Below are 24924 nucleotides of genomic sequence, written 5' to 3'. Positions count from 1 at the left end.
ACCGACGTGCCGCACCGCCGGCACCACCCATTCCCCTTTCTCTCCTTTCCCCATTCCCTTTTCTCCTGCCCGCGCGTCGACGAATGGAGCGCACCGTGGACCCTGCCCGCGACCCGAACGCCGGCTCGGCAACGCCGGACCGGTACCCGTCGCCCGCCCCCGACGACGTCGTGTGGGTGCTCGACGGTGACGCCACCCCCCGTACCGCGCTGCTGGTGCTGCCGCACGCCGGTGGCAACGCGCACGCCTACGCCCCGTGGCGGGACCTGCTCCCCGCCGACGTGCGGCTGCTGATCGGCCAGTACCCGGGCCGGGGGGCCCGGTTCAGCGAGCCGCTGCCGGAGACCATGGCCGACCTGGTCGACCCGATCCTGGCCTGCCTGCCCGCCGACACCGACGACCTGGTGGTGCTCGGGCACAGCATGGGCTCCCTGGTCGCGTACGAGGTGACCCGCGCGCTGACCGCCGCCGGCCGCCCGCCGCGCGCCCTGGTCGCGTCGGCCTGCCGGGCGCCGTTCCTGCCCAACCCCAGCAAGGTGTACCCGGACCAGCTCGACGACGACGCCCTGGTCGACGCGATCACGTCGCGCGGCGGCACCGACGACGGCATCCTCGACGAGCCGGAGCTGCGGGAACTCGTCCTCCCGTCGATCCGCGCCGACTTCGCCATCGACGACGCGTACCAGGCGGCCCCGGCCGCGCCGCTGGCCTGCCCGGTGACCGTGGTCGGCGGCACCGTCGACCCGGTGGTGCCGGCCGGGGCGCTGGACCGCTGGGCCGACGTCACCACCGGCCCGGTCACCACCCGCGTCATGCCCGGCGGCCACTTCTACTTCCAGGACCAGCTGGACGACTTCCTGTCCATCGTCACCGGGGTCCTCGACGGCGACACCGTCCGGGCCGAAGCCGCCTGACCCACCCCGACACCCCCTCCAGGAGGATCCCGATGTCACCCACACTCCAGGCGGAGACCACCACCGCCACGCTCGACGTCCGGCACGAGCCGGGCAAACCCGCCATCCTCGTCACGCCGCCGCTGGCCACCATGGACGAGGCGGTCGACTGGGCCACCGCCCACCGCACCGCCATCCGGGCCGAACTGCTCCGCTCCGGCAGCCTGTTCGTCCGGGGCCTGGGCATCGCCGACACCGCCGACTTCGCCCGGATCCGCGACGTGCTGATGCCGCAGCCCACCAGCTACCGGGAGAAGGCCACCCCGCGTACCGACTTCGGCGCGGGCGTGTTCTCGTCCACCGACCTGCCCGCCATCCAGCCGATCCGGCTGCACAACGAGAACAGCTACACCCTCGACTTCCCCGGCACCCTGATGTTCGGCTGCCTGATCGCCCCGGAGACCGGCGGCGCGACCACCGTCGGCGACATGCGCGAGGCGCTCCGTCGTATCCCCGCCGATCTGCGCGACCGGTTCGCCACCTACGGCTGGCTGCTGGTCCGCAACTTCTCCGAACTGGCCGGGCTGCCCTGGCAGACCAGCTTCGCCACCGAGGACCCGGCCGCCGTCGAGGCGTACTGCCGGGCCAACGTCATCGGGTACGAGTGGCTGGCCGAGGGGGAGCTGCGGACCCGGCAGCGCCGCTCGGCGATCGTCACCCACCCGGTCAGCGGCGAACGGAGCTGGTTCAACCACTACGCCTTCTGGAACCGGCACTCCCTCGACGCCGACGTCCGCGACGTGCTGCTGGACACGTACGGCGACGACGGCCTGCCGTTCGACACGTACCTCGGGGACGGCACGCCGCTCACCGCCGAGGAGGTCGCCACCATCAACCGGGTGTACGACGAGGTGACCGTCCGGGAGACCTGGCAGGCCGGCGACGTGATGCTGGTCGACAACATCGCCTGCGCGCACGGCCGGGAGGCGTTCACCGGCGCCCGGAAGATCGTGGTGGCGATGGGCGACGAGGTGGCGTTGGCCGACTGCCAGCCGCAGACCGCCCCCTCGGCCACCCCGTACGGGAAGTGAGGGCCACCATGACCAGCGCCGTCGTGGAAACCCCCGTCGCGGCCACCGCCGGCCGGGACCTGCTGGACCGGTTCGCGGGGGCCCCCGCCGACCGGGTCGCCGTGGTCTCCGGCGACACCACCGTCACCTTCGCCGAGCTGCGGGACCGGGCCGCCCGGATCGCCGCCGCCCTCACCGCCCGGGGCGTCGGCCCCGAGTCGGTGGTGGCGCTCTGCCTGCCGCGCGGCGTCGACCTGGTCGCCGCCCTGCTCGGCACGCTCACCGCCGGGGCCGCCTACCTGCCGGTCGACCCGAAGCTGCCCGCCGAGCGGCGGCGGTACCTGGTCACCGACGCGGGCGTGGACCTGCTGGTGGTCGCCGACCCGGCCGCCGACCCCGTCGCCGACCCGGACGCCGCACCGCTGGCCGACGACGTACCGCAGACCACCGTGGCCGCGCTCGCCGCCCGGCCGGCGGTCGACGGGTACCGGCCGGTGCCGGTCACCCCGGACACCCTCGCCTACGTCATCTACACCTCCGGTTCCACCGGCCGCCCCAAGGGCGTCGAGATCAGCCGGGGCGCGGCAGCCGGCCTGCTGGCCGAACTGGAGTCCACCGGCATCGTCCGGGACCGGGCCGGCGTGGTCGGCTGGAACGCCTCCCCGTCGTTCGACGCGTCCGTGCAGCAGTGGGTACGGATCTGCCGGGGCGACACCATCGTCATGCTCGACGAGCAGACCCGCACCGACCCGGCGCTGCTCGCCGCGCTGGTCGAGGAGCGGGCGCTGACCGACCTGGACATCACCCCGTCGCACGCCGACCCGCTGCTGGCGCACCTGGCCGACTCCACCCGGGCCGCCGAGGGCCGACCGCTGACCCTGATCGTCGGCGGCGAGGCGATCAGCCCGACCCTGTGGCGGCGGCTCGCCGAGCTGGTCGACGCCGGGGTGCTGCGGGCGGTCAACGTGTACGGCCCCACCGAGTGCACCGTCGACGCCACCGCCGGCTGGATCACCGGCGACCTGGCCCCGCACATCGGCACCGTGCTGCCCGGACTCGCCCTGCGGCTGCTCGACGACACCCTCACCCCGGTCGCCCCCGGCGAGGTCGGTGACCTGTACCTGGCCGGCTCCCGGGTGGGGCGCGGCTACCGCCGACGTCCCGGGCTGACCGCGGAGCGGTTCGTCGCCGACCCGGACGCCACCGACGGGCGACGCATGTACCGCACCGGAGACCTGTGCCGGCAACTGCCCGACGGGCGGCTGGAGTTCGTCGGCCGCGCCGACGGCCAGGTCAAGGTACGCGGCCACCGGATCGAACTGGGCGAGATCGAGGCCGTGCTGGCCGGGCACCCGGGCGTCGCCGAGGTCGCCGTCGTGGTCCGTCCGGACGCCTCCGGGGAGGCGACCCTGGTCGCGTACCACCGGGCCACCGGACCGGTCGACCCGGCGGCGCTGCGCGAGCGGGCGGCGGCGCAGCTGCCCACGTACATGGTGCCCGGCGCGTTCGTCGCGTTGGACCGGTTCCCGCTGACCAACAGCGGCAAGCTGGACCGGGCCGCGCTGCCCGAGCCGACCGCCGCCGCCGTGCCGGTCACCGAGGTCCGCGAGCGGCCCACCGGGCGGGTCGAGGAACTCATCGCCGCGGTCTGGTCACACGTGCTCGGCGCGCCCGCGATCAGCGCCGACGACAACTTCTTCAAGCTGGGCGGTCACTCGCTGCTGGCCATCAAGCTGGTCGCCAGGGTCCGGGCCGAACTGGGCCTGAGCCTGCCGGTCCGGGCCGTCTACGAGAACCCGAAGCTGCGTGACCTGGCCCGCGCCATCGAGTCCCGACTGGAGTCGTCGGCCCCGGCCTGACCCCACCCACCGGCGTGCCCGCCGGTCCCCGGCCGCCCGGGCCGGGGACCGGGAGCCCGCCGACCCATGGATTCCACGGCAGGCGACCTGTGTTCGGTCACGTCGTGGTCGAGCAGGAGGAGTTTTCCGTGATCCCGTTGTCGTACGCGCAGCGGCGGCTGTGGTTCCTCAACCGCCTGGAAGGCCCGTCGTCGACGTACAACGCGCCGGTGGTGCTGGAACTGGCCGGGGTACCCGACCGGGCCGCGTTGACCGCCGCCGTCGCCGACCTGGTGACCCGGCACGAGGTGCTGCGCACCGTCTTCCCGTCGGTCGACGGCGAACCGGTGCAGCGGGTGCTGGCCGACCCGGCCATCGACGTGGCCGTGGTCGACTGCCCGCCGGACGCCGCCGACGCCCTGGTCACCGAGTTCACCCTCGGCACCTTCGACATCGCCGCCGAGCTGCCGCTGCGGGTCCGGCTGTTCGTCACCGGACCGCAGCGGTCGGTGCTGGTGCTGCTGCTGCACCACGTCGCCACCGACGGCGCGTCCACCGGCCCGCTGCTGCGCGACCTGTCCACCGCGTACGCGGCCCGCGCCGCCGGCACCGCCCCCGGCTGGGAGCCGCTGCCGGTGCAGTACGCCGACTACACCCTCTGGCAGCAGGACCTGCTGGGGGAGGAGACCGACCCGGACAGTGTCCTCGCCCAGCAGCTCGCCTGGTGGCGGGACACCCTCGCCGACCTGCCCGCCGTCACCGACCTGCCACTGGACCGGCCCCGCCCCACCGAACCGACCCGGCGCGGCGGCACCGTCACCGGCTGGCTGGACGCCGGCACGCACCGCCGGCTGGTCGAGTTCACCCGGACCCGGCGGGCCAGCATGTTCATGGTGGTGCAGGCCGCGCTGGCCGCCACCCTGACCCGGGTCGGCGCGGGCCCCGACGTGCCGATCGGCGCGCCGGTCGCCGGCCGGCCCGACGAGGCCCTGCACGACCTGGTCGGGTTCTTCGTCAACACGGTGGTGCTGCGCACCGACGTCTCCGGTGACCCGGCCTTCGTCGAGCTGGTCGACCGGGTCCGGGACGCCGACCTGGCCGCGTACGCCCACGAGGAGATCCCGTTCGACCTGGTCGTGGAGCGGCTGAACCCGGCCCGGTCGCTCGGCCACCACCCGTTCTTCCAGGTCATGCTCACCGTCGACACCGCACCGCCGGCCGGGCTGCGGATCGGTGAGCTGCCCGCCACCGTCCGCCCCGCCGCCCTCGACTCCGCCAAGTTCGACCTGACCGTCGTCGCCACCGAGGTCCGCGACGACGACGGCGCGCCGGCCGGGGTGGAGGTGTGGTTCCAGCACGCCACCGACCTGTTCGACGAGGCCACCGCCCGGCTGCTGCTGGAGGTGCTGCTGCGGCTGCTGCGGGCCGTCGCCGCCGACCCGACCGCCCCGGTCGGCACCCTCGACGTGCTCACCGACGCCGAACGCGCCGGCCTCGCCGAGCGCCGCGACCGGCTGGCCCGGACCACCGCGCCCGCCGCCGCCGGGGAACCGGCCGCCCCGACCGCCGACGGTCCGCTCACCGCCCGCGAGGAGATCCTCTGCGGACTCTTCGCCGCCGCGCTCGGCGTCGACCGGGTCGGCCGGCACGACAACTTCTTCCGTACCGGCGGCCACAGCCTGCTCGCCACCAAACTGGTCAACCGGATCCGGTCGGTGCTCGGCGTGGAGATCGGCCTGCGGGACCTGTTCCTCACCCCCACCGTCGCCGGCCTGGACCGCCGCATCGGCGCGCTGACCGGCGGCGTCCGGCCCCCGCTCACCCGGACACCCCGTCCCGACCTGCTGCCGCTGTCGTACGCGCAGCGACGGCTGTGGTTCCTGGGCGAGATGGGCGGCGCCAGCCGGATCTACAACATCCCGGTGGTGCTGCGTCTTGACCGGCCGGTCGACCCGGCCGCGCTGACCGCCGCCGTCGGTGACCTGGTCGCCCGGCACGAGGTGCTGCGCACCGTGTACGCCGCCGTCGACGGCGAACCCTTCCAGGTGGTGCTGGACCGGGCCACGCCCGAGGTGACCGTCCTGGACACCACCGCCGCCGACCTGCCCCGGGTGATCGACACCACCACCGGGCACGTGTTCGACCTCGGCGCGGACCTGCCGGTGCGGGTGTGGCTGGTCCGGGTGGACGACGGCAGCCAGCTCCTCGTGGTCGTGGTGCACCACATCGCCTCCGACGGCTGGTCCACCGGCCCGCTGCTGCGCGACCTGGCGACCGCGTACGCCGCCCGGACCGCCGGCACCGCCCCGACCTGGACGCCGTTGCCCGTCCAGTACGCCGACTACACGCTCTGGCAGCGGCACGGCTTCGGCACCGCCGACGACCCGGACAGCCTGCTCGGCCGGCAGCTCACCCACTGGCGGTCCGCCCTCGACGGCATCCCGCAGGTCCTCGACCTGCCCACCGACCGGCCCCGCCCGGCCGTGTCCAGCCACCGGGGCGACGTGGTGCCGTTCACCCTGGACGCCCGCACCCACGCCGCGGTGCTGCGGGTCGCCCGGGACACCGGCGCGACCGTGTTCATGGTGCTCCAGGCGGCGTTCGCGGCGCTGCTGTCCCGCTCCGGCGCGGGCACCGACATCCCGATCGGCACCGTGGTCGCCGGCCGCACCGACGAGGCCCTCGACGAGGTCGTCGGGTTCTTCGTCAACACGCTGGTGCTGCGTACCGACGTGTCCGGCGACCCCAGCTTCGCCGAACTGGTCGCCCGGGTCCGGGACACCGACCTGGCCGCGTACGACCACCAGGACCTGCCGTTCGAACGGCTCGTGGAGGCCCTCGAACCGGCCCGGTCCACCGCCCACCACCCGCTCGTCCAGGTCACCCTGGTGCTCCAGAACACCGGCGCGCCGCAGCCCGTCGACTCGGCCCTGGCCGGCACCGACGTGCCGTTCGACACTGGCACCGCCAAGTTCGACCTGACCCTGGCCGTCCGCGAGGACCACGACGGTGCCACCCCGCGCGGCATCCGGGGCGTCCTCGAGTACGCCACCGACCTGTTCGACGCCGACACCGCCACCCGGCTCGCCGACCGGCTCGGCCGGCTGCTGCGCGCCGCCACCGCCGACCCGGACACCCCGGTCACCGATCTGGACCTGCTCACCACCGACGAACACCACCGGTTCCGGGGACGCCACCAGCCGCCGGCACCCACCGGCACGGTCACCGACCGGATCGCCGCGCACGCCGCCGCCGCCCCGGACGCGGTCGCCCTGGTCGACGGCACGCACCGGATCCGGTACGCCGACCTGGACGCCGACGCCAACCGGCTGGCCCGGCACCTCACCGCGCTCGGCGTCCGCCGGGGCGACACCGTCGGCGTACTGCTGGCACCCGGTGTGGCCCTGCCGGTCGCGGCGCTCGCCGCGCTCCGCGTCGGTGCGGCGTACCTGCCGCTCGACCCGGACCTGGCCGACGGGGCCCTCGCCGCGCACGCCGCCACCGTCACCCTGGCCGCGCTGCTCACCACCACCGGGCAGGCCGGCCGGCTGGCCGGGCTGCCCGCGGGCCGGACCGTGCTGCTCGACGCCGACCGGTGGCGGGACCGGCCCGGCACCGCGCCGCCCGCCGCCGGTGGGTCCGGTGACCCGGCCGTCGTGCTGGTCACCGCCGGCACCCGGACGCCCCGGGCGGTCACCTGGTCGCACCGGGCGCTACGGACCGCCGCCGACCGGGTCGACAGCCCGGCCGGGCAGGTCTGGCTGCCCTGGGCCCGGCCCGGCACCGACCGGTTCACCGTCGCCCTGTGGACCGCGCTGACCGGCGGCGCCACCTGCGTGCTGCCGGCGTCCACCGGACCGGACCCGGACCGGCTGGCCGAGCTGGTCACCGCGCACCGGGTCACCACCCTCTGCGTACCGGCCGGGCTGTTCGCCGTGCTGGTCGACGACCACCCCACCACCCTGGTCCGGCTGCGCCAGGTGGTCACCGACGGCGACCCCGGCTCGGCCGCCCACCTGGCCCGCGCCCGCCACCGGTACCCGCAGCTGCGGCTGGTCGCCACCCACGGCGGCGTCGAGAGCGGACCGTGGGCGCTCGCCCGACCGGTCGACACCCCGCCGGCCGGAACGGTCGTGCCGCTGGCCGTCGACGGGCGGCACTGCCACGTCCTCGACGGGCGGCTGCGGCCGGTACCGGTCGGTGTGCCGGGCGAGCTGTACCTGTGCGGCCCCGGCCTGGCCGACGGGTACCCGAACCGGCCCGGGGCCACCGCCGCCACCTTCCGGCCCGACCCGTGCGACCCGGCCGGCGGCCGGATGGTGCCCACCGGCGACCGGGCGAGCCGGGCCGCCGACGGCACCCTGCGGCTGCACCCGCCCACGGTCACCGTGCGGGGCCTGCCGGTCGACCCGGTCCTGGTCGCCGCGACCCTGACCGGGCACCCGGCGGTCCGCCGGGCCACCGTGGTCGTCCGGGGTGACGACCTGCTGGCGTACGTGGTGCCGGCCGGGGCCACGGTGGACGCCGCCGAGCTGCGCCGGCACGTCACCCAGCGCCTGCCCGAGCACCTGGTGCCGACCGAGGTGGTGGCCCTGCCCACGCTGCCGTTGGACCCGGACGGCCGGCTCGACCCGGCCGCCCTGCCCGACCCGGCGGAGGCCGCCGCCCGGGCCTGCCGCCGGGACCCGCGCGAGTCGCTGCTGCGGGACCTGTTCTCCGAGGTGCTCGACGGGCGACCGGTCGGTGTGGACGACAACTTCTTCCGGGTCGGTGGGCACTCGCTGCTCGCGGTCCGCCTGGTCAACCGGATCCGCGCCGCCCTGTCCGTGGAGATCACCATCCGGGACGTGTTCCAGGCGCCCACCGTGGCCGCGCTCGCCGAACGTCTCGCCGCCACGGTCACCGAGGCCGCCGCGCCGGCCCGGCCCACCCTGCGCCGGCGGTCCCGCGCCGGCTCCGGTACCCGGTAGAACCCGCCGCCGGGCGGGTGCCATCCTGCCTCGCGGACTGCCGCTGCCCCGGTGGCGCGCTGACTAGCCTCATGGTCAACGCGCCACCGGGGCTTCCTCGTTCCGGCGAGCCGTCACCGACTTCCACCGGCCCCGGGTCGGCCGCACCGGCCGCCCGCCGCCGACCGATCCGCGTCCCGCGCCCGCGACACGGCGCGGCACCCGCGCCCCCATCCGACCCCGCAGGAGGAAGTTCGATGCCTTCGATCGACCACGCCGGGCCAGCGGTCGACCCCGGGTCGGACCGGGACGCCCCCAGGCCCGACGCCGTTTCCGACGGTGCGACACCGCCCGACGCCGTTCTGGAGGGTGCGCCGCAGCCCAGCGTCGTTCTCGACGGCGTACCGCTGACCGGCCCGGTGGTCCCGGTGACCGAGGCGTTCGCCGCGCGGGTCGCCGCCGGCCCGGACCGCCCGGCGCTGGTCGCCGGCCCGACCCGGCTCAGCTACGCCGAGCTGGACGCCGCGGTGGACCGGCTGGCCGACCGGCTGCGCGCCGACGGCGCGGCCCCCGGCCGACTGGTCACCGTCTGCAGGCGGCGCGGGGTGGACGCCATCGTGGCGATCCTGGCGGTGCTGCGCACCGGCGCGGCGTACCTGCCGCTGGACCCGGCCACCCCGGCCGCCCGCAACGAGGCGATCCTCGCCGACGCCTGCGCCGGCACCGCCCCGCCCAGCCTGGCCGAGGTCACCGCATGCGGCGAGGTGGTGCTCACCGGGGCGACCGTCCCGCCGCACACCGGGTACGTCATCTACACCTCCGGCTCCACCGGCACCCCGAACGGGGTCCTGGTCGGGCGGGCCGCCCTGGCGCACTTCGTCGCCGGGGCCACCGGCACCTACCGGGTCACCGCCGACGACCGGGTGCTCCAGTTCGCCCCGCTGCACTTCGACGCCAGCGTCGAGGAGATCTTCGTGACCCTGTGCGCCGGCGGCACCCTGGTGCTGCGCGGCGACGACATGCTCGACGTGCCGGGCCTGCTGGCCGGCTGCGCCGAACACGGCATCACCGTGCTGGACCTGCCCACCGCGTACTGGCACGAGCTGGCGTACGCGCTCTCCACCGGGACGGTCGAGCTGCCGGCCACCCTGCGTACCGTGATCATCGGTGGCGAGGCGGCGCTGCCCGAGCGGGTGGCCCGCTGGCGGCAGACGGTCGGCGACCGGGTCCGGCTGTTCAACACGTACGGCCCGACCGAGGCGACGGTGGTCGCCACGGTGGCCGACCTGTCCGACCACGACGGTGCCGAGGTGCCGATCGGGTCGCCGCTGCCCGGCGTCCGGGCCGCCGTGGTCGACGGTGAGCTGTGGCTGCTCGGCGGCGGTCTCGCCGACGGGTACCTGGGCCGGCCCGAGCTGACCGGCCGCCGGTTCACCACCCTGGACGGCGCGCCCGCCTACCGCACCGGTGACCTGGTCCGGGTCCGCCCGGACGGGCAGCTCGGCTACCTCGGGCGGGTCGACGACGAAGTCAAGATCAACGGGCACCGGATCGACCCGGCGGCCGTCGAGTCGGTGCTGCTCGGCCACCCCGACGTCCGGGAGGCCGCGATCGTCGCCCAGGACCTCGGCGACGGCGTCAAGCGGCTGGTCGGGTACGTCGTCGGCGCGGTCACCGCCGAGCAGGCGCGGGCGTACCTGGCGGAACGGCTGCCCGCCCCGGCCGTGCCCGGGGTGGTCACCCCGGTCGGCGCGCTGCCCCGCAGCAGCACCGGCAAGATCGACCGGTCGCTGCTGCGCGCCATGAACCCGCGCGGCACCGCGACCCCCGCGCCGGAGCCGACCGACTGGCGGCCCGACCCGGACACCGAACTCGTCCCGCTGTCCTACGCGCAGCGCCGGCTGTGGTTCCTCAACCGCCTCGAAGGCCCCTCGGCCACCTACAACGTGCCGGTGGTGCTGGACCTGGCCGGCGTACCGGACCGGGCCGCGCTGGCCGCCGCCGTCACCGACCTGGTGGACCGGCACGAGGTGCTGCGCACCGTCTACCCGTCCGTGGACGGCGAGCCGGTGCAGCGGGTCCTCGACGACGCCGGGGACCGGCTCACCGTGCGGGACTGCCCGTCGGAGCAGGTGGACGCCCTGGTCGCCGCGTTCACCGCTGGCACCTTCGACATCGCCGGCCAGGTGCCGCTGCGGGTGGGCCTGTTCGTCACCGGGGAGCACCGGTCGGTGCTGGTGCTGCTGCTGCACCACGTCGCCACCGACGGCTGGTCGATGGCCCCGCTGCTGCGGGACCTCGCCACCGCGTACGACGCCCGGCTGGCCGGGGCCGCCCCCGACTGGGAGCCGCTGCCGGTGCAGTACGCCGACTACACCCTCTGGCAGCGCGAACTCCTCGGCGACGACACCGACCCGGCCAGCCGGCTCGCCCGGCAGCTCGACTGGTGGCGGGACACCCTGGCCGGCGCGCCGGCCGTGGCCGACCTGCCGCTGGACCGGCCCCGACCGGTCGAACCCAGCCACCGGGGCCACTCCGTCCGGGCCGTCCTCGACGCCGACACCCACCGCCGGCTGCGCCGACTCGGCGACGCCGGCCAGGCCAGCCCGTTCATGCTGTTCCACGCCGGCCTCGCCGCCACCCTCGGCCACCTCGGCGTCGGCACCGACGTGACCGTCGGCACCCCGGTCGCCGGAAGGCCCGACGAGGCCCTGCACGACCTGGTCGGGTTCTTCGTCAACACGGTGGTGCTGCGCACCGACCTGTCCGGTGACCCGGCCTTCGTCGAGCTGGTCGACCGGGTCCGGGACGCCGACCTGGCCGCGTACGCCCACGAGGAGATTCCGTTCGACCTGGTGGTGGAGCGGCTGAATCCGGCCCGGTCCCTCGGCCACCACCCGTTCTTCCAGGTCATGCTCACCGTCGACACCGCCGTACCCGACGACGAGCTGCGTCTGTTCGGCCTGGACGGGCGGATCGTCCCCGCCGGCCTGGACACCGCCAAGTTCGACCTCAGCGTCTCCGTCGTCGCGGCCGGCGACGGCGACGTGGAGATCTGGCTCCAGTACGCCGACGACCTGTTCGACCCGGCCACCGCCGAGCTGCTGCTCGACGCGTACCTGCGGCTGCTGCGGGCCGCCGCCGCCGACCCGGACACCCCGGTCGGCGCCCTCGACGTGCTCACCGACGCCGAACGCGCCGACCTGAACCGGCGGCGTGCCACCAGCCGCACCCGGACCGTCCCGGTCGCGCCGGCCGCCGGGCGGGGCGGTGGCTCCCCGCGTACCGAGATCCTGCGCAACCTCTTCGCCGAGGTGCTCGCCGTGCCGACGGTGGCCGCCGGCGACGACTTCTTCGCCCTCGGCGGGCACTCCATGCTCGCCGTCCGGCTGGTCAACCGGATCCGGGCGGTCCTGGACACCGAGGTCGGCATCCGGGACCTGTTCCTGGCCCCCACCCCGGCCGCCCTGGACCGGCGGATCGGTGATCTCGCCACCGCCGCCCGGCCCGCCCTGGCCCCGGCCGCCCCCGCCGACCGGATCCCGCTGTCCTACGCGCAGCGTCGACTGTGGTTCCTCACCGAACTCAACGGCCCCAGCGCCGTCTACAACCTGCCCGTCGCGCTGCGGCTGCGCCGGCCGGTCGACCCGGACCTGCTGGCCGCCGCGCTGGCCGACCTGGTGGACCGGCACGAGGTGCTGCGTACCGTCTACCGGGCCGTCGACGGCGAGCCGTACCAGGAGATCCTCGACGGGGCCCGCCCGGTGCTGACCGTCCGTGACCTGCCCGCCGCCGACCTGGCCGGCGCGGTCGACGCCGCCGCCGGACACGTCTTCGACCTGGCGGCGGAGCTGCCGCTGCGGGTCACCCTGCTGCGTGTCGACGACGGCAGCCAGGTGCTGGTGGTCCTCGCCCACCACATCGCCTCCGACGGCTGGTCCACCGGCCCGCTGCTGCGCGACCTGGCCGCCGCGTACGCCGCCCGTGCCGCCGGCACCGCCCCCGACTGGGAGCCGCTGCCGGTGCAGTACGCCGACTACACGCTGTGGCAGCAGGACCTGTTCGGGGCGGCCGACGACCCGACCAGCCTGCTCGCCCGGCAGCTCGACCACTGGCGTACCGCGCTGGCCGGCGCGCCGCAGGTGCTGGAGCTGCCCACCGACCGGCCCCGGCCGGCGGTCGCCAGCCAGGCCGGTGACGTGGTGCCGTTCCGCCTCGACCCGGCCACCCACGCCGCCGTGACCCGGGTCGCCCAGGCCCACGGCGCGACCGTGTTCATGGTGCTCCAGGCGGCCCTGGCCGCGCTGCTGTCCCGGCTCGGCGCGGGCACCGACATCCCGGTCGGCACCGTGCTGGCCGGCCGCTCCGACGAGGCCCTCGACGACCTGGTCGGGTTCTTCGTCAACACCCTGGTGCTGCGCACCGACGTCTCCGGCGACCCCAGCTTCGCCGAGCTGCTCACCCGGGTCCGGGACGCCGACCTGGCCGCCTACGACCACCAGGACCTGCCGTTCGACCGGCTCGTCGAGGAACTCAACCCGACCCGGTCCACCGCGTACCACCCGCTCGTACAGGTGCTGCTGGTGCTCCAGAACGCCGACGGCGGCGACCCGGACACCGACGACGGCCCGCTCGCCGGCGAGGAGGTGACGTTCCGGGCCGGCATCGCCAAGTTCGACCTCACCCTGGCGGTACGGGAGTACCACGACCCGGCCGGGATGCCCGCCGGCATCGCCGGGGCGGTCGAGTACGCCACCGACCTGTTCGACCCGGCGACCGTCACCGGGCTCGCCGGGATGCTGGCCCGGCTGGTCGCCACGGTCACCACCGACCCGACCCGGCCGGTCGGCGACGTGGACCTGCTCACCGCCGACCAGCGCCACGAACTGCTGGACACCTTCAACGACACCACCCGCCCCGCCCCGGACCTGCGGATCACCGACATCGTGCGGCGGCACGCCGTCGACCACCCGGACCGGGTCGCGCTGGTCTTCGACGGCCGGTCCCTGACGTACGGCGAGTTCGACGCGGCGGCCAACCGGCTGGCCCGGTACCTGGCGGCCGCCGGGGTGCGCCGCGGCGACACCGTCGGGGTGCTGCTGGAGCGGGGCCCCACCATGGCCGTCGCCATCCTCGCCGCGCTCCAGGCCGGTGCCGCGTACGCCCTGCTCGACCCGGAGTTCCCGGACGCCCGACTGGCCGACCTGATCCCGGACGCCTCGGTCACCACCCTGGTCACCGACACCACCCTGGTCGACCGGACCGGTGCCGCCCGCCCCGACCGGACCGTCCTGGTCGACGTGCTCGCCGCCGACCTGGACGCGCTGCCCGGCACCCCGCTGGACCTGCCCGGCGACCCCGGCGACCCGGCCTGCGTGATGTTCACCTCCGGCTCCACCGGCCGCCCCAAGGGCGCGCTGCACCCGCACCGGGCCATCGTCGGCACCCTCACCGGGCAGCACTTCGTCGACTTCGGACCGGACCAGGTGTGGTTGCAGTGCGCGCCGGTGTCCTGGGACGCGTTCGCGCTGGAGTTCTGGGGCGCGCTGCTGCACGGCGGGACCGTGGTGCTCCAGCCCGGCCAGCGCCCCGAACCGGCCCGGATCGCCGACCTGGTGCCCGCGCACGACGTGACCACCCTGTGGCTGTCGGCCGGCCTGTTCAACCTGATGCTCGACGAGTACCCGGACACCCTCGGCGCGGTCTGCGAGGTGATCACCGGCGGTGAGCCGCCCTCGGTCGAGCACCTCGCGCGGGCCCGCCGTCGCTTCGGTCACCTGCGCATCGTGCACGGGTACGGCCCGGTGGAGAGCATGATCTTCACCAACTGCCACCCGGTGGACACCGCCCCGCAGGCCGCCCCGGTCCCGGTCGGCGCGCCGCTGGGCAACCGCCGCTGCTACGTCCTCGACGACCGGCTGCGGCCCGTCCCGGTCGGGGTCACCGGGGAGCTGTACGTCGCCGGCACCGGCCTGGCCGACGGGTACCTGCACCGCGCCGGGATCACCGCCGCCGCGTTCGTCGCCGACCCGTTCGGCCCGCCCGGCGCCCGGATGTACCGCACCGGCGACCTGGCCCGCTGGACCCCGGCCGGCGCCGTGGAGATCCTCGGCCGGGCCGACGACCAGGTGAAGATCCGTGGTTTCCGGATCGAGCCCGGCGAGGTGGCCGCGGCGCTGGCCCGGCACCCGGGCGTCGGCCGGGTCGCCGTGGTGGTCCGCGAGGACCGCCCCGGCGACCGGCGGCTGGTGGCGTACCTGACCCCGGAGCAGGACGCCGACGTCGACGTGGCCGAGGTCCGCGCCGACGCCGCCGCGGCGCTGCCCGCGCACCTGGTGCCGGCCGCGTTCGTGCTGCTCGACCGGCTGCCGCTGACCGCCAACGGCAAGATCGACAAGGCGGCGCTGCCCGCCCCGACCTACGCCGCGCCCACCGCCGGCCGGGCCCCGCGCACCCCCGCCGAACAGCTCATGTGCGACCTGTTCGCCGAGGTCCTCGGGGTGGACCGGGTCGGCGTGGACGACAGCTTCTTCGACCTGGGCGGGCACTCCCTGCTCGCCGCCAAACTCGTCAACCGGGTCCGCGCGGTGTGGGGCGCGCAGGTCGGCGTCCGGGACCTGTTCGCCACCCCCACCCCGGCCGGGCTGGAACGCCGGATCGGGCAGCTCACCGACGACGGCAGCCGACCGGTGCTGACCCCGGCCCCGCCGACCGACCGGGCCCCGCTGTCGTACGCCCAGCACCGGCTGTGGTTCCTGGGTGAACTCGGTGGTCCCAGCGCCGTCTACAACATCCCGGTCGCCCTGCGGCTGGACCGTGATCTGGACCCGGCGGTACTCGCCGACGCGCTGGCCGACGTGGTCGACCGGCACCAGGTGCTGCGCACCGTCTACCGGGCGGTCGACGGCGAGCCGTACCAGGTGGTGCTGACCGGGGTGCGACCGGAACTGACCGTCCGGGACCTGCCCGACGACCGCCTCGACGCGGCCATCGCCGCGGCGGCCGGGCACGTGGTCGACCTGGCCGGGGAACTCCCGCTGCGGGCCTGGCTGTTCCGGCTGGCCGGCGGCGGTCAGGTGCTGGTGGTGCTGGTGCACCACATCGCCGCCGACGGCTGGTCGATGGCCCCGCTGCTGCGCGACCTGACCACCGCCTACACCGCCCGCGCCGCCGGCACCGCCCCGACCTGGAGCACGCTGCCGGTGCAGTACGTCGACTACACGCTCTGGCAGCGCCGGCTGCTCGGCGACGCCGGCGACCCGCGCAGCGTCCTCGCCCGGCAGCTCGACTTCTGGCGGACCGCGCTGGCCGGCGCGCCGCAGGTGCTGGACCTGCCCGCCGACCGGCCCCGCCCGGCGGTGGCCAGCCAGCGCGGCGACGTGGCGCCGTTCACCGTGGACGCCGACGTGCACGCCGCGCTGTCGGCCCTGGCCCGCGAGCGGGGCGCGACCATGTTCATGGTGCTCCAGGCGGCGTTCGCCGCGCTGCTGTCCCGCCTCGGGTCCGGCACCGACATCCCGGTCGGCACGGTGGTCGCCGGGCGGGGCGACGAGCAGCTCGACGAGCTGGTCGGGTTCTTCGTCAACACCCTGGTGCTGCGCACCGACGTCGCCGGCAACCCGAGCTTCGCCGAGCTGGTGAGCCGGGTCCGGGACGCCGACCTGGCCGCCTACGACCACCAGGACCTGCCGTTCGAGCGGCTCGTCGAGGAGCTGAACCCGGCCCGGTCCACCGCGTACCACCCGCTGATCCAGGTCATGCTGCTGGTGCAGAACACCGCCGACGCGGACGCCGCCGACGGACCGTTCGCCGGCACGGAGGTCCCCTTCGACCTGGGCACGGTCAAGTTCGACCTGACCCTGTCGGTACGGGAACGCCAGGACGCCACCGGCGCGCCCGGCGGGCTCAGCGGCGCGCTGGAGTACGCCACCGACCTGTTCGACGCCGGCACCGCCGCGCTGCTCACCGACCGGCTGGCCCGGCTGCTGGGCGCGGTCGCCGCCGACCCGACCCGGCCGGTCGGCGACGTGGACCTGCTCGCCGCCGACGAACGGCACCGGCTGCTGGTCGCCTACAACGACACCACCGTCCCGGCGCACCGGGGCACCGTGCACCAGGCGTTCCGGGAGCAGGCCCGGCGTACCCCGGACCGGATCGCGGTCACCCACGGCACGGTCCGGCTCAGCTACGCCGAACTGGACCGGCGGGCCAACCGGCTCGCCCACCGGCTGATCGACGCCGGGGTCCGTCCCCAGTCGACGGTCGGGGTGCTGATGGGCCGGGGCGCCGACCTGATCGTGGCGACCCTCGCCGTGCTCAGGGCCGGGGCGGCGTACGTGCCGGTGGGCACCACCCTGCCACCGGCCCGGGTTCGCATGATCATGCAGGACGCGGGTGCGACCGTCCTGCTGGTCGACGCCGACACGGCGGCGAACCCCGCGGTGCCGGCCGAGCGGGCGCACGGGACCCGGGTCGTCGGCTTCGCCGATCCGGCCGCCCGCCCGGCCGGTGCCCGCGACGCCCACGACCCGGTCGGGGCCCACGACCACGATCCGGCGGCCGGCCCGGCCGGTGCCCGCGACCACGACCCGGACCTGCCGCTGGACGACCGGGCCCTGATGTACGTGATGTTCACCTCCGGCTCCACCGGCCGCCCCAAGGGCGTCGGCGTCACCCACCGCAACGTGCGGGAACTCGTCGCCGACCGGTGCTGGAACGCCGACCACCACCGCCGGATGCTGGTGCACTCCAACTACGGCTTCGACTCCTCCACCTACGAGATCTGGGTGCCGCTGCTGCACGGCGGCGAACTGGTGGTCGCCGAGGGGGAGGGGGCCGACCTGCGGGAGATCGCCCGCACCATCGCCCGGTACGACGTCACCGCCGCCTACTTCACCATGGGCCTGTTCCACGTGATGGCCGACGAGGGGCTGGACACCCTGGCCCGGCTCAAGGAGGTGTGGACCGGCGGCGACGTGGCCTCCCCGGCCGCCGTGCGGCGGGTCCTCGACCACTGCCCGGACACCGTGCTGGTGCACTCCTACGGCCCCACCGAGGTCACCTTCGCCTCGCACCACCAGCGCTTCGACACCACCGACCGGGAGTTCACCGGCGTGCACCTGGGCGCGGTGCTGGACAACACCCGCGCGTACGTCCTCGACGACCGGCTGCACCCGGTGCCACCCGGCGGCGTCGGCGAGTTGTACCTGGCTGGCGACCAGGTCGCCCGGGGCTACCTGGGCCGCCCGGCGCTGACCGCCGAACGGTTCGTCGCCGACCCGTACGACCCGGCCGGCGGCCGGATGTACCGCACCGGCGACCTGGTGGCCTGGACCAGCCGGGGCGAGCTGCGGTTCGTCGGCCGGGTCGACGGGCAGGTCAAGATCCGGGGTTTCCGGATCGAACCGGTCGAGATCGAGGCGGTGGTCGGCGCGCACCCGGGCGTCGGTCAGGTCGCGGTGGTGGTCCGCGAGGACCGGCCCGGCGACAAGCGCCTCGTCGCGTACCTGGTGCCGGCCGACGGCGCGACCGTCGACGAGGCGGCGGTCCGGGCCGACGCCGCCCGGCAGCTGCCCGGCTACATGGTCCCGTCGGCGGTGGTGGTGCTCGACGCGCTGCCGGTCACCGTCAACGGCAAACTGGACCGCCGCGCGCTGCCCGCCCCGGCCCTGGCCGGCCCGGCCGGACGCGGCCCGCGTACCCCCGCCGAGCAGGTGATGTGCGCGCTGTTCGCCGAGGTGCTCGGGGTGGACCGGGTCGGTGTGGACGACAGCTTCTTCGACCTGGGCGGGCACTCGCTGCTGGCCACCCGGCTGGTCGCCCGGATCCGCGCCACCTGCGGCCTGGACCTCGGGGTACGGGACCTGTTCCAACGTCCCACCGTCGCCGGCCTGCTCGGCGAGCACGGCGGCGCGGCCGACCACGACCCGCTGGGCGTGCTGGTGCCGCTGCGCGTCGAGGGCGACCGTCGCCCGCTGTTCTGCGTCCACCCGGGCGCCGGGATGAGCTGGTCGTACGCCGGCCTCACCCAGCACCTCGGCCCCGACCAGCCGGTGTACGGCCTACAGACCCGGGCGCTGACCACCCCCGGCTACCGGGCCGGCAGCGTCGGGGAGTTGGCCGCCGACTACCTGACCGAGATCCGCCGGGTCCAGCCGCACGGGCCGTACCGGCTGCTCGGCTGGTCGTTCGGCGGGGTGGTGGCGCACGCCATGGCGACCCGGCTGCAGGCCGACGGGGAGCGGGTGGAGCTGCTGGCCATGCTGGACGCCTACCCGGTGACCGAGGCGGAGGCGGCCCGCCCCCGCACCGACCGGGAGACGATGGCCATGCTGCTCGGGGCGGACGACGGCAGCGCCGACGACCTGCCCGACGGTCTGCTCGACCGGTACGACCCCCGGGCGGCGGCCCGGGTGCTGCGCGACCGCGACCCGGTGCTGGCCTCGTTCACCCCCGACGAGGTGCACGCGCTGGTCCTGGCCGCGGTGAACCACGCCGACATCATGGCCGCCCACCGGCCCGGGGTGTTCCACGGCGACCTGCTGTTCTTCTCCGCCCGTCGGGGCGGGGCCGAGGGCGGGCTCTCCCCGACCCGCTGGGTGCCGCACGTCGGCGGCGCCCTGGACTGCCACGACGTCGACACCACCCACCTGGCAATGACCGAACCGGAACCACTCGCGGTCATCGGCGGAATCCTCGCGGGGAAACTGGCCGAACTGCGAAACGATGTGTACGAGCTCATCACGAAAGGGAGCTGAACAATGGCGAATCCGTTCGAGGACAACGACGGCACCTTCCTGGTCCTGACCAACGACGAGGGGCAGCACTCCCTCTGGCCGGTGTTCGCGGCCGTGCCCGGCGGCTGGCAGACCGCCTTCGGGCCGGCGGCCCGGCAGGAGTGCCTGGACCACGTGGAGCGCTCCTGGACCGACATCCGGCCCCGCAGCCTGGTCGCGCAGTACGCATAAAACCCCTGGTCACGACGGCCCCCCGCACCGGCGCGGGGGGCCGTCGTCGTGTCCGGCCGGCCGGCGCGACTGCCGACCTTCCTGCCTCTCCAACTACCGGTTCAGGCGGTCGCCCGCTCCTATATTCGACATGTGCAAAACGGCACCGCCGGAAGCGGCCAACCGCTTCCCTGAACGGCCGTCCCATTCCTCTCGGAGAGCCTCCATGGCACTGTCGCAAAGCGCGAGAAAAGTCCTCCTGACCGGCACCGTCTCGGATTCCCACACCTGGAACCTGGTGTTCCTCGAACTGTTCCTCACCGAACAGGGCCTGGACGTGGTGAACCTCGGCCCGTGCGTGCCGGAGGACCTGCTGGTGCGCCGGTGCCGGGAGCACACCCCCGACCTGGTGGTGGTCAGCAGCGTCAACGGCCACGGGTACGCCGACGGCCTCGCCGCGATCGTCCGGCTGCGGGCCGAGCCGGAGCTGGCCGACCTGCCGGTGGTGATCGGCGGCAAGCTCGGGGTGGACGGCCGCGACGACGCCGACCGGGTCGCCCGGCTGCGGGCGGCCGGCTACGACGCGGTCTTCGACGACGGTGACCTGCTCGCCTTCGAACGGTTCCTGACCGACCTGGCGGCCGAGCCGTCGACCCCGGTGGGACGGCCGGCGTGAGCACCCCGGGCGGGCGCTCCTTCGGCCGGTTCGTCGCCGACGCCGCTGACGCCGGGAAGCTGGTCGTGCAGCCGCGGATGGGCTTCAGTGACCTGCGCCGGATGCGTGCCGGCCTGGAACGGACCCGGTTCGCGGCGGCCACCACGGTCGGTACCGTCACCATCGACAGCTACACCCGGGTCGGCGCGTACGACACCGCCCGCCGTGCCCTGACCGACGGCACCCCGCTCAACGGGTACCCGATCGTCAGCTACCCGCTGGCGACCACCCGCGCCCTGCTCGACGGGGTGCACGACGACACGTTCCCGGTGCAGGTGCGGCACGGCTCGTCCGGACCGGAGCAGATCATCCGGGCGCTCACCGCCGCCGGCCTGCACGCCACCGAGGGCGGCCCGGTCTCCTACTGCCTGCCGTACGGCCGCACCCCGCTGCGCGAGTCGGTGCGCAACTGGGCCGCCGGCTGTGAACTCCTCGCCGAGCTGGCCCCCGGCACCGCGCACCTGGAGAGCTTCGGCGGCTGCCTGCTCGGGCAGCTCTGCCCGCCCGGCCTGCTGGTGGCGATCAGCCTGCTGGAGGGGATCTTCTTCGCCCGGCACGGCATCACCAGCGTCTCGCTGAGCTACGCCCAGCAGACCGACCCCGGGCAGGACGTCGAGGCGGTGCACGCGTTGCGCCGGCTGGCCGCCGAGTTCCTGCCGGCGCAGGTGGACCGGCACGTGGTCCTCTACACCTACATGGGGGCGTTCCCCAGCACCGCGCGCGGGGCCCGGCTGCTGCTCGAAGCCTCCGCCGAGCTGGCGGTGCGGGCCGGCGCGCAGCGGCTGATCGTGAAGACCACCGCCGAGGCGCACCGGATCCCCACCGTCGAGGAGAACGTCCGGGCCCTGGAGGCCGCCGCGGCGGTCGCCGGGCTCACCGAACCCGACCCGGGGCCGCCCGGGGACACCGGCATCTACGCGGAGGCCCGGGGCCTGGTCGAGGCGGTGCTGGAGCTGGACGCCGACCTGGGCGTCGCCCTGCACACCGCGTTCCGGCGCGGCTACCTCGACGTGCCGTACTGCCTGCACCCGGACAACGCCGGCCGGTCCCGTAGCTGGATCGACGACGCCGGCCGGCTGCGCTGGTCGTCGGTGGGCCGGATGCCGATCAGGGCCACCGCCGAGGAGCGGCCGGCGATGACGTCGACGCGACTGCTGTCGGCGCTGCACACCGTCGCACGCAGGTACGACCAATGACACCGACCGTCACGCAGGTACGACCCAGGACATCCACCGTCGCGCAGGTACGACCAACGACACCGGGAGGCGACATGCCCACCACCGACCACCCCGCACCGGCCGCGCCCACGCCCCCGCCGCTGGGCGAACACCTGGTCGCCCCGACGACCCGGGCCGCCATGGCGGTGCAGCAGGAGGCGCTGTACGCGGCCCGGCGGTACCTGCGCGGGCAGGGCTTCACCGAGCTGCTGCCCCCGCTGGTCGGCCCGGTCACCGACCCCGGCGGGCGGGGCGCCAAGGCCCTCGACGTCGACTACTACGGGCACCCGTACAAGCTGATGACCAGCGCGATCCTCTACAAGCAGGCGTCGCTGCGGGGCTTCCCGAAGCTGTTCTACATCGCCCCCAACGTGCGGGTCGAGCCACCGGAGACCGCCGGCACCGGCCGGCACCTGGTGGAGTTCCACCAGATCGACGTGGAGATCGCCGACGCCACCCGGGACGACGCGATGGACGTCGCGGCCGGGCTGCTCACCGAGGTGACCCGGCACGTGCTGGACACCGTGCCGGACGTGCTGGCCGACCTGGGCCGTGACCCGCTGGCCTTCACCGAGCTGCTGACCGGCAAGTTCGACGTCTGCACGCACGCCGAGGCGGTCGACCGGCTGCGCGGCGGCGGACACCCGCAGAGCGCCGACGCCGAGATCGACTGGGTGGGGGAGGAGACCCTGTCCCGGGAGGCGGACCGGCCGTTCTTCGTCACCGACTACCCGAAGGGTTCCCGGGGCTTCTACGACCGGGAGGACCCGGAGCGTCCCGGCACGCTGCGCAACTTCGACCTGATCGCGCACGGTGGCTACGGCGAGCTGGTCAGCGGCAGCGAACGCGAGTCGCACTACGCCACCATCGTCACCCGGATGCGGGAGAGCGGCGAGAACCCGGCCAAGTACGACTGGTACCTGAAGGCCGCCCGGGAGGGCATCCCGGCCAGCGCCGGCTTCGGCATGGGCGTGCAGCGGCTGGTCCGCTTCCTCACCGGCCTGGACGCGCTCTGGCAGGTCAGCGCGTACCCGAAGCTGCCCGGGGTGGTGGCCCCGTGACCGGCGTGCACGCCCCCGGCTTCCCCGAGGCGGCGGTCCGGGCCCGCGCCCGGCACGGCACCGCCGAGGTGTTCCCGGCGGCCGACGGGTACGGCCAACGCCTGTTCGGGGCCGGCGGCGAGGACGTCCCCGAGCCCACCGACGACCTGGACGCCGCCCGGCTGGTCCCGCCGGTGTTCATGCCGCAGCGGCTGGAGAAACTCATCGACCTGGCCCGCGAGCCGATCCACGATGACGTGGAGCTGACCACCACCATCGGCGGGTTCCGCTCGCCGCTGCCGGTGTACGTCTCCGCGTTCGGCTCCACCCGGATCGCCGCCGGGGACGCCGGCCTCGCCACCAGCCGCCAGGCCGGCCGGCTCGGCATCCCCATGGTGATCGGGGAGAACCTGGTCCCGGTGGGCGGGTACCGGCGGGCCGCCGGCAGCGAGTCGCCGATCCTGGCCCGGCTGCGGGCGTACGCCGCCGAGTGCCCGCCGCAGCTCGGCGGGGTGGTGGTGCAGCAGTCCACCGAGGACGCCGACAGCGAGGTGTGGAACCTCGTCTACAGCGACCCGTCGGTACGTGAGCTGGTCGAGTCGGGCCGGCTGGCGTTCGAACTGAAGACCGGCCAGGGCGCCAAGCCCGGCCTGGGCGGGATGACCGTGGTGGACGCCGCCGACGCCGCCCGGCTGGCCGACCGGTTCGCCGTCCGGGACGTCCTCGGTGACGGCGGCTGGCTGCGCTGCGCCACCCCCGGCACCTTCACCGAGGAGATCCTCCGCCAGCAGGTCCGGTTCATGCGCAACAACTTCCCGCGCGCCCGGGTGTGGGTGAAGTTCCACCCCGGCCGGGACGTCGGGCACGCCGCCGCCACCGCCTGGCAGGCCGGCGCGGACGCGGTCACCGTGGACGGGGCGCAGGGCGGCACCGGCTGGGCCCCGCGCGCCTTCCTCGGCCAGGTCGGGCTGCCGCTGGGCGAGTGCCTGCGCCGCATCGGCACCCCCACCGGCTGCCTGCTCGCCTCCGGCCGGATCTGGGAGGGCGGCCGGGCGGTCAAGGCCCTCGCCGCCGGGGCCACCGCCGTCGGTCTCGGCCGGGCCGCGCTGCTCGCCGTCGACACCGACGCCGAACACGGCCTGGTCCGGCTGGTCGAGGCGCTCGCCCTGGAGGCCCGGCTGCTGGTCAGCGCGCTCGGCCGGTACACCGCCGCCGCGCTCACCCCGGACGACCTGTGGTGGCCGGGCAGCCCCGCCACCACCGCCGTACCCACCCTGGACACCATCGGAGGCCGGGCATGACCGCGCTGCTGGACGTCGGATGCCACCTGCCCGACCTGGCCGTCGACGTCGGCGACGTGTGCGCCGCCGTGGACGCCGACCCCCGGCTGCTGTGGACGTTCCGCCGCTTCTACGGCCTCCAGTCGGTGCGCCGCGCCCCCGACCTGGACCTGCGCGGCATGATGACCGCCGCGGTGGCGTCGCTGACCGCGCTGCGCGGCAACGAACACCGGGTCCGGTACGTCATCCTGGCCCGCACCGTCACCACCGTCGCCCCCGCCGGAGAGCATCCGGTGGAGGACGTCTGCGTCGCGCTCGGCCTGCCGAACGCGGTGGCGTTCACCCTCACCCAGCACGCCTGCGCCACCGGCCTGCTCGCTGTCGACCTGGCCGGGCAGCTGCTGGCCGGCGACGGCGACCCGGACGCGCTGGCGCTGGTGCTCACCGGCGAGAAGGTCTTCAACCCGGTACTGGAGATCATCCCGGAGAGCACGGTGATGGGCGAGTCCAGCGCCGCCTGCCTGGTCTCCGCCGGCGGCGACCGGGACCGGCTGCTCGGCTACGCCACCCGCACCCTCGGCCGGTACGCCGAGCAGTTCCCGCCGCACCCGCTGGACCCGAGCTTCCTCAAGGAGCACAACGACGTGCTCGCCGACGTGATCCGGGACGCCTGCGCGGCGGCCGGGGTCGGCGTCGACGACCTGGCGCTGATCCTGCCGCACAACGTCAACCGGCTCTCCTGGCAGTGGACCTGCCGCATCCTCGACGTCCCGATCGAACGGGTCTACCTGGACAACGTCCCGGTCACCGGGCACTGCTTCACCGCCGACCCGTTCATCAACTACGTGCACGCCCGCGACACCGACCGGCTCCGGCCGGGTGACCTGTACCTGATGGCGTCCGTCGGCCTCGGCGCGACGTTCTCCGCCGCCGTCCTGCGCCACTGACCCCACCGACCGGCCCGCGCCGCCGCCGA

Annotated in this window: 11 protein-coding genes; all 11 read left to right on the top strand. The window is 75.2% G+C overall.

All coding sequences use genetic code 11. The features are described from left to right. Nucleotides 1-95: 95 nt before the first annotated feature. On the top strand, nucleotides 96-914 hold the full coding sequence (locus PVK37_RS23660; protein ID WP_275029949.1) for a thioesterase II family protein: 819 nt from the start codon (nucleotides 96-98) through the stop codon (nucleotides 912-914). Between the two features lie 32 nt (nucleotides 915-946). After that, nucleotides 947-1984 (top strand): TauD/TfdA family dioxygenase, encoded by a 1038-nt coding sequence (locus PVK37_RS23655; RefSeq protein WP_275029948.1) that lies wholly within the window; start codon nucleotides 947-949, stop codon nucleotides 1982-1984. Nucleotides 1985-1992: 8 nt separating this feature from the next. Beyond that, nucleotides 1993-3822 carry a non-ribosomal peptide synthetase gene (locus PVK37_RS23650; protein ID WP_275029946.1) on the top strand — a complete coding sequence of 610 codons (1830 nt, stop codon included), beginning with the start codon at nucleotides 1993-1995 and terminating at the stop codon, nucleotides 3820-3822. Between the two features lie 128 nt (nucleotides 3823-3950). Then, entirely contained in the window at nucleotides 3951-8771 is a 4821-nt protein-coding gene (locus PVK37_RS23645) for a condensation domain-containing protein (RefSeq protein WP_275029944.1), read from the top strand. Nucleotides 8772-9007: 236 nt separating this feature from the next. Next, entirely contained in the window at nucleotides 9008-19507 is a 10500-nt protein-coding gene (locus PVK37_RS23640; protein WP_275029943.1) for an amino acid adenylation domain-containing protein, read from the top strand. A gap of 3 nt (nucleotides 19508-19510) precedes the next feature. Beyond that, complete coding sequence (locus PVK37_RS23635; protein ID WP_275029941.1) at nucleotides 19511-19717, top strand: MbtH family protein; 207 nt, start codon at nucleotides 19511-19513, stop codon at nucleotides 19715-19717. A 205-nt stretch (nucleotides 19718-19922) separates the two neighbouring features. Then, on the top strand, nucleotides 19923-20372 hold the full coding sequence (locus PVK37_RS23630; RefSeq protein WP_275029939.1) for a cobalamin B12-binding domain-containing protein: 450 nt from the start codon (nucleotides 19923-19925) through the stop codon (nucleotides 20370-20372). Next, on the top strand, nucleotides 20369-21607 hold the full coding sequence (locus PVK37_RS23625) for a methylaspartate mutase (protein ID WP_275029937.1): 1239 nt from the start codon (nucleotides 20369-20371) through the stop codon (nucleotides 21605-21607). Before PVK37_RS23630 ends, PVK37_RS23625 begins: the two co-directional genes overlap by 4 nt. A 74-nt stretch (nucleotides 21608-21681) precedes the next feature. Beyond that, entirely contained in the window at nucleotides 21682-22689 is a 1008-nt protein-coding gene (locus tag PVK37_RS23620) for an asparagine synthetase A (protein WP_275029935.1), read from the top strand. After that, on the top strand, nucleotides 22686-23969 hold the full coding sequence (locus PVK37_RS23615) for a glutamate synthase-related protein (protein ID WP_275029933.1): 1284 nt from the start codon (nucleotides 22686-22688) through the stop codon (nucleotides 23967-23969). Before PVK37_RS23620 ends, PVK37_RS23615 begins: the two co-directional genes overlap by 4 nt. Further along, entirely contained in the window at nucleotides 23966-24895 is a 930-nt protein-coding gene (locus PVK37_RS23610; RefSeq protein WP_275029932.1) for a 3-oxoacyl-[acyl-carrier-protein] synthase III C-terminal domain-containing protein, read from the top strand. Before PVK37_RS23615 ends, PVK37_RS23610 begins: the two co-directional genes overlap by 4 nt. Nucleotides 24896-24924: the final 29 nt, after the last annotated feature.

It is taken from the genome of Micromonospora cathayae, from assembly GCF_028993575.1.
In the GTDB taxonomy this organism is placed as follows: domain Bacteria; phylum Actinomycetota; class Actinomycetes; order Mycobacteriales; family Micromonosporaceae; genus Micromonospora; species Micromonospora cathayae.
The sequence above is the reverse complement of the archived record's forward strand: the minus strand, read 5'-3'. Positions and strand labels throughout refer to the sequence as shown.

Coding starts and splice junctions, on each gene's coding strand:
- PVK37_RS23650 (WP_275029946.1), top strand. CDS start 1,993: ATGACCAGCGCCGTCGTGGAAACCCCCGTCGCGGCCACCGCCGGCCGG.
- PVK37_RS23655 (WP_275029948.1), top strand. CDS start 947: ATGTCACCCACACTCCAGGCGGAGACCACCACCGCCACGCTCGACGTC.
- PVK37_RS23635 (WP_275029941.1), top strand. CDS start 19,511: ATGGCGAATCCGTTCGAGGACAACGACGGCACCTTCCTGGTCCTGACC.
- PVK37_RS23630 (WP_275029939.1), top strand. CDS start 19,923: ATGGCACTGTCGCAAAGCGCGAGAAAAGTCCTCCTGACCGGCACCGTC.
- PVK37_RS23620 (WP_275029935.1), top strand. CDS start 21,682: ATGCCCACCACCGACCACCCCGCACCGGCCGCGCCCACGCCCCCGCCG.
- PVK37_RS23610 (WP_275029932.1), top strand. CDS start 23,966: ATGACCGCGCTGCTGGACGTCGGATGCCACCTGCCCGACCTGGCCGTC.
- PVK37_RS23640 (WP_275029943.1), top strand. CDS start 9,008: ATGCCTTCGATCGACCACGCCGGGCCAGCGGTCGACCCCGGGTCGGAC.